The 14800-nt window shown below is 46.2% G+C and carries 11 protein-coding genes and 1 pseudogene; 5 read left to right on the forward strand and 7 right to left on the reverse strand.

Annotated features, from left to right (window positions below):
* Positions 1 to 201 precede the first annotated feature (201 nt).
* Positions 202 to 1134, forward strand: a complete 933-nt coding sequence (locus tag HUF13_RS16430; protein ID WP_173388018.1) for a magnesium transporter CorA family protein — start codon at positions 202 to 204, stop codon at positions 1132 to 1134.
* A gap of 175 nt (positions 1135 to 1309) precedes the next feature.
* Here the strand turns inward: HUF13_RS16430 and HUF13_RS16435 are convergent, their stop codons facing one another.
* The 6 genes from HUF13_RS16435 to HUF13_RS16460 form a co-directional block, all read right to left on the reverse strand.
* Entirely contained in the window at positions 1310 to 2314 is a 1005-nt protein-coding gene (locus tag HUF13_RS16435; RefSeq protein WP_173476116.1) for a polyprenyl synthetase family protein, read from the reverse strand.
* Positions 2315 to 4255, reverse strand: coding sequence for a DNA topoisomerase (ATP-hydrolyzing) subunit B (gyrB, locus tag HUF13_RS16440; RefSeq protein WP_173476117.1), 1941 nt, complete (start codon positions 4253 to 4255; stop codon positions 2315 to 2317).
* A gap of 21 nt (positions 4256 to 4276) precedes the next feature.
* Positions 4277 to 4600, reverse strand: a complete 324-nt coding sequence (locus HUF13_RS16445) for a DUF721 domain-containing protein (RefSeq protein ID WP_173476118.1) — start codon at positions 4598 to 4600, stop codon at positions 4277 to 4279.
* Positions 4601 to 4618: 18 nt separating this feature from the next.
* Positions 4619 to 5404: an ABC transporter permease gene (locus tag HUF13_RS16450; RefSeq protein ID WP_173476119.1), complete on the reverse strand. Its 786-nt coding sequence runs from the start codon at positions 5402 to 5404 to the stop codon at positions 4619 to 4621.
* Positions 5405 to 5413: 9 nt separating this feature from the next.
* Positions 5414 to 7201 (reverse strand): S41 family peptidase, encoded by a 1788-nt coding sequence (locus HUF13_RS16455; RefSeq protein WP_173476120.1) that lies wholly within the window; start codon positions 7199 to 7201, stop codon positions 5414 to 5416.
* A 122-nt stretch (positions 7202 to 7323) separates the two neighbouring features.
* Positions 7324 to 8175, reverse strand: a complete 852-nt coding sequence (locus HUF13_RS16460) for an RNA polymerase sigma factor RpoD/SigA (protein ID WP_173476121.1) — start codon at positions 8173 to 8175, stop codon at positions 7324 to 7326.
* A gap of 259 nt (positions 8176 to 8434) precedes the next feature.
* Here HUF13_RS16460 and HUF13_RS16465 point away from each other — a divergent pair, with 259 nt between their 5' ends.
* The 4 genes from HUF13_RS16465 to HUF13_RS16480 all read left to right on the forward strand — a co-directional run bounded on the left by HUF13_RS16465 (position 8435) and on the right by HUF13_RS16480 (position 14428).
* On the forward strand, positions 8435 to 9652 hold the full coding sequence (locus tag HUF13_RS16465; RefSeq protein ID WP_304039330.1) for a sensor histidine kinase: 1218 nt from the start codon (positions 8435 to 8437) through the stop codon (positions 9650 to 9652).
* A 169-nt stretch (positions 9653 to 9821) separates the two neighbouring features.
* Positions 9822 to 11102, forward strand: coding sequence for a hypothetical protein (locus HUF13_RS16470; RefSeq protein ID WP_173476123.1), 1281 nt, complete (start codon positions 9822 to 9824; stop codon positions 11100 to 11102).
* Positions 11099 to 13594: a hypothetical protein gene (locus HUF13_RS16475; RefSeq protein WP_304039331.1), complete on the forward strand. Its 2496-nt coding sequence runs from the start codon at positions 11099 to 11101 to the stop codon at positions 13592 to 13594. Before HUF13_RS16470 ends, HUF13_RS16475 begins: the two co-directional genes overlap by 4 nt.
* A gap of 69 nt (positions 13595 to 13663) precedes the next feature.
* Entirely contained in the window at positions 13664 to 14428 is a 765-nt protein-coding gene (locus HUF13_RS16480; RefSeq protein WP_173476124.1) for a hypothetical protein, read from the forward strand.
* 188 nt (positions 14429 to 14616) lie between these two features.
* Here the strand turns inward: HUF13_RS16480 and HUF13_RS16485 are convergent.
* A pseudogene (locus HUF13_RS16485) lies at positions 14617 to 14800 on the reverse strand (biotin attachment protein); the annotation flags it as partial.

The following is a 14800-nucleotide window of genomic DNA, read 5'->3' on the forward strand; positions in this document are numbered from 1 at the left end:
CTTGAACGAAGAGAAAGCCAGCGTCATTAAGGCGCTGGCAGTAACAGCCCCTTCTAGGGGCAAAGCAAGCCACCCCTCTTAGGGGTGGCTTGTGACTTGAATTGGAATGAAAGTATTTTTTTCCATTTTTTCTAGTAACTAATAACTAGTAACTAGTAACTATTTTTCTATATTGCTCTCCGTTCGATAAAGGGGGCGTTTATGCTCAAGTATTACAAGATCGAATCCGGTCGTCTCTCTGTAGCTCCGAGCGAGGAAGCTGCTGATATTGTCATGATGGGTTCATTGAGCCAGGAGCAGCGTAGCGTCCTTGTCAAAGAATATGAAATTACCGAACATACTATAGCCTCTGCATTCGACTCTGACGAACTTTCCCGTATTGAATACGATGATGATTTTACGACCATCGTGTTTAAGAAACCCAAGAACTATTCTGCTGCTGATAATTTCCAATTTCGTGTGGAATCTTTTGGCATATTCATTTTCAAGGACTGGGTGCTTCTGCTTACGGACAGCGATATTCCTGTGATGGACGATCGCAAATTCTCGAAGATTGACAGCTTGAATACGTTTGTGCTCCGCGTCTTGAGTTTTGCGATTGCACACTTCAATGAACACTTGAAGATTATCAATCGCATCAATGACGACTTGGAACTTCGCCTCAATACATCGATGGAAAACAAGTATTTGCTTTCGATGTTTAGCTTGAACAAGGGCTTGATTTACTACGTGAGCGCATTGAACAGTAACGATACGCTGTTGCGTAAGCTCCAGCTAGGCCGCAGCCTCAACTGGACCGAAGCCGAGCGCGAACTTCTTGAAGATATCCAAATCGAAAATGGACAGAGTTTGCAACAGGCTAACATTTACGCGAACATTTTGACATCCATGATGGATGCGCGCGCAAGCGTGATCAACAACAACGTGAACCAACTCATGAAGAACCTCACTATCGTGACGATTTCTATATCGCTCCCGACGTTCTTCGCAAGTTTGTTCGGTATGAACGTGAAGCTCCCGTTTGGCATGAACGGCGATGCGACCGTCGGCTCCCCGGTGGCGTTCTGGATTATCATTGCCATCTGCTTCCTGTCTGTGTTTGTCTTCTTGGCAGTCTGGATGCGCAAGAAGTAACCTTCGCTCAAGTTGCGAGTTTTAATTAGTTACAAAAAACGCGACCGTTGGGCCGCGTCTTTCGTTAATAACTAATCACCCACCTAAAGGTGACCATGCCCACATAAGTGCTGAAGCACTAAGTGGTCAAAGGTAATCACTTCCTACTGTCTACTGCCTACAGTCTACTGCGAAGCTAGTTCCCTCTTTCGCTCATGCTCGAAAACATGGCTACAATTTCTTCGGTGAAATTGCTCTTAGGGAATTTATCAGCGATAGCGAGCGCCTGTTCCAGGTGCTCTTGGGCTTCGGCTTTCGCCTTCGCAAAGCTTTTTCTTGCCATCAGGCGGTCCTGAATTTTCTCGGGAATCCCTTCTGCAGACGCTTTCGCGATAAAGCCTTCCATTTCGCTGCGTTCTTTGGCGGTGCAATCTTCGAAGTAGTAAAGCAATGGGAGCGTGATAAGCCCGTTCGAAAGGTCGGTGAATTTGGCTTTGTCCATGTTCACGGAACCGTATCCGTAATCGAGCAGGTCATCGATAATCTGGAAAGCAATTCCAAAGTGCGTTCCCATCTTGGCACATTCATCAACCATCGGTTGGTCAAAGCCTGCCATGATGCCACCGAGGCGTGCTGCGGCGTCAATGAGCGCGGCGGTCTTTCCGTCGATGATTTCGTTGTAGGCTTTGCGTGAAAGGCCCATATCGCCACAATGATCGAGTTCCATGATTTCACCGATAATCAACTTGTCGGCGGCATCAGAGATAATCAGCGGCACTTTACGGACTTCTTCGTTGATGACACAACGCATGGACTGCGAAAGCACGTAATCGCCAATCAGCACGGCTACTTGCGTGCCCCATTCGCGGTGGGCTGTTTTTTGTCCGCGGCGAACTTCCGTTCCATCGATGATATCGTCGTGGACGAGGCTTGCGAGGTGCAACAGTTCCACGGCTGCGCAGGCATGTGCCACGCGGTCTATGTCTGGCTTTTGCGTTCCGCAGTTCGCGAGTAGGCAAAGGAGCGTTGAACGGATGCGTTTGCCCTTGCGGCTAAACAATGTCATAAGGCGGTCAGAAATCCCTGCGGGGGCGTTCTTGGCCACCTGCATAATGACTTGTTCTGTCTGATTCAGTTCCGTCTTTACCAAGTCTCGTGCTTGGGATAAAACGGTTTTGAAGTCGGCTTTCGTCGGACTCATTTAAATATCCAAATCGTTCAAGACTTTATATGCGTTTGTTTCGATGAACTTGCGGCGCGGTTCCACGTCTTCGCCCATGAGCATGCTAAAGATCTGGTCGGCAAGCACGCTGTCTTCCACATGGCACTGCTTGAGGAATCGTGTCTTCGGATCCATGGTCGTTTCGTTCAACTGTTCTGGCGACATTTCGCCCAAACCTTTGAATCGAGTAATCGTGACATTCTTCTTGTCTTCGACTTCGGCCATGACCTTGTCCTTTTCGTTTTCATCGAACAAGTAGCGTTCCTTCTGCCCAACCTTGAGCTTGTACAGAGGAGGCATGGCGAGGAAGATGTGTCCTGCATCGATCAGCGGACGCATATAGCGGAAGAAGAACGTGAGCAAAAGCGTCTGGATGTGAGAGCCGTCCACATCAGCATCGGTCATGATGATAATCTTGTTGTAACGGAGCTTTTCAATTTTGAACTCAGTTCCGATACCAGTGCCGATGGCGTTCACGAGGTTCTGGATTTCTTCGGTGTCGAGCACGCGGTGGAGGCTTGCCTTTTCCACGTTCAAGATTTTACCGCGGAGGGGAAGAATGGCCTGGAATTCGCGGCTACGGCCCATCTTTGCAGAACCACCTGCAGAGTCACCTTCCACGATGAACATTTCGCATTCCTTCGGGTCGCGGCTAGAGCAGTCGGCGAGTTTTCCCGGAAGGCCCCCGCTTTCAAGAACGTTCTTGCGGCGGGCGAGTGTACGTGCGCGGTGGGCTGCTTCACGAGCCACGGCGGCGTTATAAACTTTGTCCAAGATAATCTTGACGGCTGCCGGATTCTCTTGGAAGTATTCTTCGAGCTTCGCGCCGAATGCGGATGCTACATAACCTGCGATTTCGGAGTTGCCGAGCTTACGCTTTGTCTGGCCTTCGAACTGCGGCTGAGAAACTTTAATGGCGATAACGGCGGTAAGGCCTTCACGAATATCGTCCGAAGTAATCTGCGCTTCTTTCTTGCCCTTCGGCATGTCTTGTGCAAACTTGCTGATAACGCGGGTGAGAGCCGTTTTGAAACCCGTCACGTGAGTTCCGCCATCGTAGGTATTTACGTTATTGACGAAACTGAAGAAGTTTTCCTGATAGCCGTCGTTGTACCACATGGCTACTTCGAGCGGATATTGTCCGTCGGGGAGCAGCAAGTGGATCGGTTCGTTAAAGAGCGGAGTGCGGTGTTCGTCCACATAGCGCACAAATTCAGAAACACCACCGGGGAAGCAGAATGTATCGGTCTGCTTGTGTTCCGGATCGCGTTCGTCTGTAAGAGTCAAGCGAAGCCCGCTCATAAGGAATGCGAGTTCGCGGAAACGCGTGGCGAGCGTGTCGTACACGTAAACTGTTTCCGAGAAAATCGTATCGTCCGGATAAAATTCTACAGAAGTTCCTGTCGTTCCGTCAGACGGTCCAATATCGACTTGCGGGCCTGTTGGAATGCCACGAGCAAATTCCTGACGAACAACGCGACCATTGCGGCGCACGGTTACGATAAGCTTGTTAGAAAGTGCGTTCACGCAGCTCACGCCCACGCCATGAAGACCGGCAGAAACCTTATATGAACTATTGTTGAACTTACCACCGGCGTGGAGCTTTGTCATCACGACCTGGATGGTGCCCACTTTTTCCTTCGGGTGGATATCCGTCGGAATGCCACGACCGTTGTCGGTCACGCGGATGCCGTTACCCGGCAAAATGGAAATTTCGATATGGTTGCAGAAACCGGCCAAGGCTTCGTCCACGGAGTTGTCGACCACTTCCCAAACGAGGTGATGTAAACCGCGGATATCGGTGGAACCAATGTACATTGCAGGGCGGACACGAACTGCTTCTAGACCTTCGAGAACGGTGATACTGGAACCGCTATAATCTGCTTCCGCCTTCTTAACTTCTTCTGTTTCTTCTGCCATAATTCCTCTATTAAGCCCCTCTTAGATGAATCGTATTCCTTGAATAAAAGGTTTCCCTAAAAGGGTATTACACTTCCCAATAATAGCTTTTTTTTGGAGGTTCATTTCGAACTTTAGCGCTGAATTAGGAACTTCTAGCACCAATGTATTTTTGTCGATTTTTATGGGCTTGACGTGGTTTACAAGTAGGGGCCCGATCACCTCCGAAAAACGCTCCGAGATGGTCTTAAAGTTGATATCTTCGGTGATGTTATTCTTTGAAAGAACTTGCTCTAAGAGGACTTGAATGTCCTGAACTTTGTTCGCTGTATAGCTCTTGTTGCTCGTGCGTTTTGTTTCGAACATTTGTACAAATTCATCGCATTAAACAAGCAGCAATTTGGAGAGCGTAAACCCGCCAATCAAGATGCTTGTCATGCCGGCAACGACTGTAGCCTTTGTGCTTTTGCCTACGCCTTCTGCACCGCTATGGGTAAAGAAGCCGAAGAAGCAAGCGTAACTCGAAATGAAAAATCCGTAAAGCGTCGCTTTGATTAAGCCTACGACCAAGTCCCAGTTCTGGTAAAACATGCGTACACCGTAAAAGAACACGGACCACGAGACTTCTTTGTAAAGGTGTGCCACTTCGTAACCGCCGGCGATACCGATGAAAATACTCAAGATGGTAAGGACCGGAAGCATGATGACCGTTGCGATGAGCCTTGGTGCAAGCAAGTATTTATAAGGATTGAGACCTAATACTTTGTATGCGTCAAGCTGCTCTGTAACGGCCATTGTTCCAAGTTCCGAGCACATCGAAGCGCCAATTCGTCCAGCGAGAACCATTGCGGTAAGAATCGGGCAGAGTTCCACCATCACGGATTTGCCGACAGCCATGCCGACAAACATCATGGGAATCATGTCGCCGAACTGGTAGGCTAGCTGCCACGACATGATGGCGCCTGTTGCAAGCGATGCGGCAAATACCACGGGGATACTTGTGATGCCCACGTGGTGCATTTGTTCAACAGTCGTGTGCAAATTGGTAAAGGCTCCGGGAATGTTCTTGAACAATTCCCAGATGAACACGAGATAACCCACAACCTTGTTCAGGAAGCGTCTAACCGCACGTCCAAGGCCTTCGGCCATTTTGTTCAATAACGAAATCAAGTTGGACCGTTACTTCTTTGCTTTTGCGGCGTTCTTCTTAGCCTTTGTCGGTGCGCTGATGGACTTCTTGAAGAGCTGCATGTCGCTTAAGTACTTGATGGCTTCGTTCAGCTGCTTGTCGCGCTTGAGCGAGAATGCGGTGCTGACGGAGTCATTCACGAAAGCGGTGAGAAGTTCGCGCTTGATGCCATCCTTGATGTAGTCCTTGTTGGCTTCGAACTGGGCATCGCGGTTATCTTCAAGAGCCTTGCGCATTTCGTTGATACGCTTGACCAGGTTCGAGTCCGAAATGGTCTTTGCGCTGTCGCCCATGTAGTTCTGTTCGCGGATGATGCTCTTTTCAAGCTGATCCACGCCGACGAGTGCGTTGCTCTTGACTTTCATGAAGTTCGTGTCTTTCTTGCAGTATGCCTTGAACTGCGTGAAGAGGGAATCCGGTACAACCCATTCGGAGTTCACCTTGACGCCTGCTTTTTCGAGGCTTGGACGAATCTTCACGGCGAACTTGAAGTACATGGCCATGCGTTCTTGCACTTGGACAACCCACGGCATCGGATCGAGTTCTACATCGACGTCCGGCGTAATGCCGCCACCGCCAAACATCATACGACCATTGTTCGTGTAGAATGTGTCGCGCTTTGCGGTATCGGCTTTTACAGAATCGGTCTTTGCGGTTTCTGTTTCTTCTGCATCGGAGTCATCTTCTTCCTGGAGCTTGAGCCCCTTGATGCCATTTTCAGGCTTGTTGATGCAACGACCGAAGGGGAGGTAGTAGAATGCTGTGGTGAGCTTGAGAGCGTTGCCCTGATTGTCGAGCGGGAAGATGGTCTGTACGGAACCTTTACCGAACGAGGTCTTACCAACGATCAAGGCGCGGTCCCAGTCCTGAAGTGCACCGGAGACAATTTCAGCGGCGCTAGCGGAGCCTTGGTTCACGAGCACGACCATCGGAACATCCGACTTGAGCATCGGGTTTCTGCGGGATGCGCTTTCGGTTTTCTGTGTACGACCGCGAGTGCTAACAATGACGTTACCCGGCTTCAAGAAAAGTTCACTGATTTCGATAGCCTGATTCAAAAGTCCACCCGGATTGTAGCGCATGTCGAGGATGAGCTTTTTCATGCCTTGCTTCTGGAGACCGCGGATGGCGTTTTCGACATCGCTTGTGGTCTTGTCGCTAAAGGTGGCAAGCTTGATATAGCCGATTTCCGGTGTGACCATGCCATAGTAAGGAACGGCGTGCACGATAATTTCGGCTCTCGTGATGGTGAAGTCCATGAGGTCGGGAACGCCTTCACGTTCAATTGCAACGGTCACGTCTGTACCGATCTTTCCACGGAGCTTGTTCACGGCGTCATCAAGTGACATGCCTTTTGTTTCTTTGCCATCGATTTTGCGGATGCGGTCACCAGCGCGGATGCCGAGCTTGAATGCCGGGGTGCCGGAGAGCGGCGAAATAACGGTAAGGATATTGTCACGGAGGCTAATGGTAATGCCCACGCCACCGAACTTGCCTTCCATGGAAACGCGCAAGCTTTCGTAGTCTTTCGGTGCGAAAACCGTCGTGTGCGGGTCCAGAATGTTTCTGATGCCGTTGATGGCTGCGTCAGTCAGTTCGGTCGGATTTACATTTTCAACGTATTTGCGGTTGACTTCGGAAAGGACCTTGTTCAATCGTGAAACTTCGTCGTAAAAATCTCCGGGAGGAGTTTTCTTGTCGGTAGCTGCGTTCGCGATGCAAAGCGCGGACAGCGTGGCCATAAATACAGAGCGGATACTAAAAAATTTGAACATCATGCGTTAAAAATACAATTTCCTATAAAAAATCACCACCTTATAAGAAAAAACCGACTGTAAAAGTCGGTTTTTTTTACGAAAGGAGAGAGTATGAATGTTGTTAGGAGCAATAAATCTTAATATTAGGCAGCTTCGCAGAGGAGGCGTTCGACTTCGGCGTCGCGGAGCTTGTTCAAAGCGTTTTCCTTGAGCTGGCGGACACGTTCCTTGGAGAGACCCACCATTGGAGCGATTTCCTTCAAGTTCAGGTCGGAATCCATCTTGAAACCGTAATAGAGCTTGATGATTTCTTTTTCCTGGCTAGAGAGGTTTTTGTCCATGACTTTGTTGAACACTTCGGCGCGGTTGTTGTCATCGGCGAGTTCGTCGGTGCGGCTCTGGGCGTCAGAAATGGTGTCACCAAGCGTTGCATCGCCATCTTCGTTGACAGGAGCGTCGAGGGAAGATGCCGTAGCGCCCATCATCAAGATCTTTTCGATTTCGTTGGCTTTGTACTTAGAAAGGCCTTCGAGATTCTGGGTGCTGATGGTGAATGTTCCGCCAATCACCTGGTGCATATCCTTTGCATGGCGAGCGAAGCGGCGAAGCATCAATTCCTTTTCGGCGCTGATGCGAATCATGCGACCCTTTTCAGCAAGAGCGCGGGTGATGTTCTGACGAATCCACCATACGGCGTAGCTGATAAACTTGATATTCTGAGAGCGGTCAAAACGACGTGCCGCTTCGATGAGTCCCATGTTACCTTCGTTGATGAGTTCCATGATGTCGAGACCACGGCCCTTGTAAAGGTTTGCGATGTTGACGACGAAACGCAGATTTGCGTTGACCAACATATCCAAGGCTGCTTTGCTGCCTTCGGCGGACTTCTGGAGCAATACCGTTTCCTGTTCTCTTGTCAACAATGGATAACGGGAAATGTCGTTCAGGTATTGCATGTAAATGTCTTTTTGATCTCGATTGTTAAGGTTTTTCATGGTGACCTCCTCATTTTTACATCATCAAATTTACCTCCACTTTTGATTGCTTGTGTCATTACTTAGAATGCTGCGTGCAAAAGTTAAATTGAGTTTTTGTTAAAAAAAAACGTGATTTCTGTCATGAAATTGTCATGATGGGCAAAATAGGTTGGTTTTTAACGCCTATGGCGTTAGCGCTTGCATTCGGTCATAGAAAAAATGCTAGCATTTTTTCTGCGACGCTCATTTTATGCGCTTTTTGACTAAATTTTTTAGTATGAATGACAATCGCTCTACATTTTGTAATGAAAAAAGTGCTGGCTTTATCCAGAAAATGCGAAACTTCCTCTCGGTCTTGCAAGAGATGGACTTTGAACGTAATGAAGAAAAGGTTCGTAAGATTCTGGAGGACGACCGTGAATTTATTCGGTTCCCGATTCCCATTTTTTTGCCGGCGCTCCTTATTTGGCTGTTTATGCTTCTGTTCCCGCTGGTGTTTATCATGGACCCCTCAAACGCCTCTAGCGTCAATTTAAATGGTCTCCTTACCTTCTATTTTCCGTTATTTTGTACATTGCTTATCTTTATGCTGAACCAGAGGTACTTGGTCCCGCTTTGTATCTTTAAAAAACGTTACGGCTTGTATTTCCTTAGCAACTCGGTCTTGGTGTTTGCTACGCTGTTCTTGCGTGAAGTGATGTTGTTTGTAATGGAACGGAATTCGGACGATGGCGTCTCTTATTTTTTTGATGCTTATTGCTTTTCTTCGCTTAAGGGTCATTTTAGCTTTGGTACTGTGGCAACTTTTGTAATGCTGGTGAGCCTAGTTTGTCTGATTTGCGTCTTTTACCACCTGACGCTTCGTCAGATTATGCGTGCTTTTATTTTGCGTGAGCAAAAACGCATGGGCCTCCAGTATGAACTTGATTTTTTGAAAAACCAATTGAGTCCGCATTTTCTCTTTAATACTTTGAACAACATTTCGGCGTTGATTCAGATTGATCCGAAACGCGCTGAAAGCTCCATGAACAAACTTTCGCAACTTTTGAGAATGATGCTGTATCAGGTTAAGGATAAATATATTGCCTTGCAAGAGGACGTCGATATCTTGCAAAAGTATGCCGACTTGGAAAAACTTCGCCTCGATGAAAGTTTTGATTTTGTGTTTAACGTAAAACTTGAAAATCCGAACGTGATGATAGAACCTTTGCTGATGATGCCTTTGATGGAAAATGCTATGAAGCATTGCGTGAATCCGAACGGCAAAAGTTTTGCACATGTTTCAATCACGCAGAAGGATAGTGAAGTACATTTCCACTCCGAGAATTCGAATTTCCCGAGAAAGTCGGGGCGTAAAAATGGTGGGCTTGGCCTTGCTACTTTTGAAAAGCGATTAGATTTAATTTATTCGGGCTCTTATGAGTATTCTGTGAATATAGTCGATGATATTTATATCAGTGATTTGATAATTCACCTGAAAAAAGAAAATTCGTAAAAATTTAATTAACCCCTTTACACGTTAAAAAAAATATTGTAGTTTAATAGCCGCTTCGATTTATACGAGGCGGTTACTTTTATCGTTACTTACATTTTTTCCTATATCGTTTCTTTTATAATTATGGCTGAATAAGCCTTTTATCTAAAATCAATATAAAGGAAATCCTATGATTAATAGGATGTTTAAAGGCGTGGCCTTATTGGGTGCCTTGTGGGTACTCAATGGCTTTGCCGAGGAATGTAAGGGCGTCGTGCTGTATTCAAACGGTAACGACAATGGTCAAATGATTAAAACGGGGAGAACATTCCCGGAGTTGCCGGAATGGAAGGCGAATTGGGGTAACTTAGGCAACATGGTTCCTCCATATATCCGGTTGTCTGGCATAAAAAGTGTGCAAGGCGATTGGAAAGGCTTGCTTTCGTTCTCGCAACTTCCGCTACATGTTGATGGAGGCGTGCTTCGAATAAAAGCGCGGCCTACGCAAAATGTAAAGTTTGGTATTTGGCTAAAGGGAACAACATCGGAAAGTGGGACGTATTATGCAGAATTGACTGCGAATAAAACCCATTCACTGGAAATTCCTCTTGCAACTTTGGGCGTGACGGGGGCTTTCGATGTTGTGAATGTGGGGGTAGGGCTTTTCCAAGTTCCGCAATATCAATACACAACGCTCTTTATCGATGATATCGAATTTAGTTGCGCGAAAAATAGCTACGGCGGGCAATCTTCTTCATCGGTTGCTTGGGAAAACGGAGATGATGTTCCATGGAAGTATGAATTTTCCAATACGGATGCAAGTTCTCCGTCTCGCGAAGCGCGGTTGTTGCCGGCTTTGGAATCGGAGTATAGTGCGGCATATTCTCTGCAAGAGAGAACTTTGCTTATCTCAAAGACGGGTGCAGATTTTCTTGTGAGTGGATTGGAGCACATGAAAATAGTGAATAGCATTCGTGCAACAGAAATGACGGCTAAAAAGTCGCGTTTGACATGGTACGATAATTTGTATTCCGTAGTGCGCAATCGACTTCGTGAAAATGTGGTGGCAAATCCAAAACAGCTTTATTTTGAGGCCGAGGCTATTGCAGCAAATTCAGATTATACAGTGATTCCTTTGCTTGTTGCCGATTTGGATTATGCGTATAGCATGTGTGTGGATTCTGCTTGCGGTTCGAAACAAATCTTTAACGCTCATTTGCTTACTGCAGGGCTTCCGACTTCGTTTGTGCGTGGCTCTAAAGTAAGCTTGGTGCTAGACCCGTATTTTATAGTAACAAAACAAAGGACGTTGCCGTCTATTTCCGTTTGCGTTTCCGGCTCATGTAAATCGATTCAACCCAAGGAAAGGCTTGAACTTGAATTCCCGTCGTCAGGATTACAGACGGTTGTCGTCAAAATGAAAAGCAGAGACCGAAATGTTGAACAGAAGCTCTTTGTGGAGGTAAAATGATGATGCGTTGTTTATGGTTCGTTTTTATAGCGCTCTTTGCGACGAATGTTGTGGCGGCACATAAAGATTATACGTTTTTCCTTGATAGTAAAGATAAACTTTGCATGGAAATGAGTAAGTCTATTTTTGCTTTAATGGGGTTTGATGATGTTGGAAAAGCATGTTTCGGTAGGGTTCCGTCTGTTAGTATTCGCATTATGGATGCTCCTGCAGATGAAAATTCCATGACAAGAATTTACCTGGAACGTCCATTCTTGATTATTGACGGGATAGACTTGAATCCCGATGAAAAGAAAACCCTAACGGACTTGGAAAGTGAAGTTCAGCAAGTTGGACTTCCAATGATCTTAAAGAATCTTGGATATACGCCTATTCTTGTGCAGTTTACAGAGACTGTACGAACTTCGCTTCAAGATAATTCAAAGGTGTTGTACAAGCTTTTTTCTTTTTTGAACAATAACATGCTTATTCCGTTTCCTGGTGCAAAAGAAGATGGCTTTGTAGTTATGGGGATAAGTCAAGGAGGCGTTATTGGGCGCTATGGCGCCTACCTGTACGATACGCATCGCAATGATTCGGATGCTCCAATTCGGCTATTCGCATCTCTAGACTCGCCTCATCAGGGTGCTGTTATGCCGATGGGCCTTTTCAATACGGTTGCGTTTTGGAGTGATAAGGGAGGTTCTTCGTCTGCGGAGATGTTTAAGGATATGCTGTTGGCAAAAGGGGCTGCAGACCTTTTGGTCTATGAAAATAAGTGCGAAGGTTCTTGTACATCAGAAGCGAAAACACGGGGGAGATTCCTCTATGACGATTATCGTTATGCTGCTGAATACAAAAAATTTCCTACGGTTCTTATAGCACAAGGGCAATTGAAAGGCCGTGATCCTGTGCACAAGAATGATTATTACCATTTAGAACGTCACGCACAAAAGGGGCCTATTACATTGGGTTCCGCTGTGAGCCACTTGCAATATTCGGATGATAACGGCACTGTTGCACGTAATCGCAAAAAAGAAACGACAGATGATGCTGATTTAGAAGATTATAAGGGAACGTCTCGTTATGATTTTATTCAGGGGTCTACGTATCCGTTTGCTGCTACGATTTATCAATCCCTTCGTCAGGGATTTTATGATGCGATGCCTGACGGCATGACTTATGAAGTGCTCTTTTGGGATGTCAATCTCAAAACATCGTGGGGGAGGGATGAGTTAGTTCAAGACCGTAGTACATTTATCCCGACGGCGAGTGCCATGGATATGAAATGCAATGGCGATTTAGCGATTCGTTCAGAATGCGGCTTTACGCAGTCATATGATGGATTCCCGTTTGAAAATCCTGGAACGAGAAGTACGGCAACAGCTGCATTCGCTGTGGATCCGACCCACCCGCGTTATGCGGAATCTATTAGTGGTCGCCATATCGAAATGCCTTTCGAAAATAATTTCTTGAATTTGCTTGTTTTGGAAGGCTTGCAAGTGGATATGTGGCGTATTCTATGTGAGGTAGCGAAGTTTGATTACGACTATAGCTTAGGACAATTCAGAAATCCAAAGCTAATCGGATATTTTTCTCCCAATACGAACTGCATGGACCTTGATAAAATGCCTGATATAATTCGCAATGCGGGTGCTGTTCAAGCAATTCCTTTTGCGTATGCTCGTTATAATTACAATGTGACTGCAACGGAAAAAAGTTCTGAAGTGCAGTTCAAGTTACCTGCGGGCTGGAAAAAAGTAGCCACGTGGAATTATGGCGGAGATGCTCAGGCAAATACATCTTTTGAAGTGAATATCAAAGTTGATAATCCGAAAGGCAATTGGATGAAAGCGGAACTTCTTGTTTGCCAAACAAAGGGCTGCTCGGGTCATTTGCAATTGAATGAGGCTTCTGTTTCTGTAGATGGAAATTGGCATACGTTACGATGGCAGATGCCTGCAAACGAAGGTGCTCTTAATGGAATGCGTTGGTTCTGTTTGGTACTGAATTCAGATGGCGGTGAAGTGACTGTGTCGAATGCTCAATTGGTTTTAAATACGCGTGGTGACGTGCCTATTCCACCTAAGATAAATTCAACAACTATTTATCCGAATAGTTATGAGTATTTTCTGTGGAATGACGAAGTTCATGTGAAAAACTATACGGATGAACTTGGTGCGGGACTAGAAATCAATTATGACAAAGGTCAACGAGGTCTGCATATCGAGATGGGGAAAATGGTTTCTATGGATGATTACCGTAATTTGGTTGTTACATATTGGCCGGGTACTTGCCAGCGTACGCTTGCTTATTTTGATTCAAAAATGCAGACGAAAGCTAATCTTGCAAACGGTTGGTTGCAAAATGGCTTTGTTCGTAAAAATTTACCTTTGAACGAAATTATTGATTTGAACGTAACACCGCATGGCTCCAAAGCCGCTCATCGCTTGAATTTGCAGTCTATTGGTGGTTCTGAGCGCTGCGTCATAAAGTCGATAACGCTAGAATAGAGGCCTCTTGTTGTGTTGCTAGAATTAAGATATATTGATTGTACATTACAAAATAAGTAGGAGAATTTAATGAAAAAGTCGATTCTTTTGGGACTATTGTCTGTGACGATGATGTCTTTGTGTGGTTGCCTTAATCCGCACTTGAGCTCGATGGGCGCATCGCAAATGATTGTTGCGCACCAACCGCGTTTAGCGGTGAATGGTGATTCGTCTGCGATAACCGTGTCTGTAGATGGTTTTGGCGGTGTTAAAATGACGGGCCGGAATGTCAAAGACGGATTTTCGGCAGGCGCTTCTGTGGCGCTGAACTACAGTCCGTTTGGAATTACTTCGCCGTTGTATGTGCAGGCTGCTTTTGGTGGCAAAGGTGGTAATGCGTCTTTTGAATGCTCCGAAGCTGGAAAATGCAATGACGGTTACAATGCGTGGCTTGAAACTTCGAAAGGACGGAGAAAATATTCGTTCTGGAATTTGCAAGAACGTATGACTGTCGGCGCGGATTTTAATCTTGGTCCTGTAATATTGGGCCTTGGTGCTGGAGTTCAACTTTTCGAAGGTGGTGGCGATTTTGATGATGTTCGCGATTATCTCGGAAAGAGTCTTGCTGAAAATGAAGATGAAGGGTATGGCGTAAAGCTTTATTCTTCGACTCGCATTGGCGCAAGGATTGGGCGATATGGCGTGGTTGCTTTTGATACAGATGTCATGTGGCTAAAAACTCTGAATGTCGGGCTCATGTTGAATTATTTCCATCCGTCGGGCTTTCATGGAGGCGTTTTTGCTGTGCAAAAGGTCGGTTATGGTGTGAACTTTGGCAAGACTTTTAGCTTTTAATGCTCGCTGTTTTTTTCGACATAGATAGTCCTTTGTTCATATAGATCATTAATAAGGGTTTCGAGATTCCTTGAAACCCTTTCTGCGTTTTTTGAATTACTTTACGTACAAAAAAGGCTTCGAGCAAATGCTCGAAGCCTCTTTTAAAACCTTGGGCTTGGGCGAAGTCGTTAGACTTTCGCGAAAGCTTACTTGCTGAGGGTTTGGACTTGAACGTCCCAGCTCTGGTTGCCAAGAGCGATGCGGTAGGTGCTTGCTGCGCCAGCCTTCATGTTCTTGGTGTCGACAGCCGGAGCGGCGTTCGGGTCCTTCTTCGGCACGCCAATGTGGCGGTTGCCCTTGAGGAATTCGATACCCTTGTTGCCAGCCTTC

It is taken from the genome of Fibrobacter succinogenes, from assembly GCF_902779965.1.
Lineage (GTDB): Bacteria > Fibrobacterota > Fibrobacteria > Fibrobacterales > Fibrobacteraceae > Fibrobacter > Fibrobacter succinogenes_F.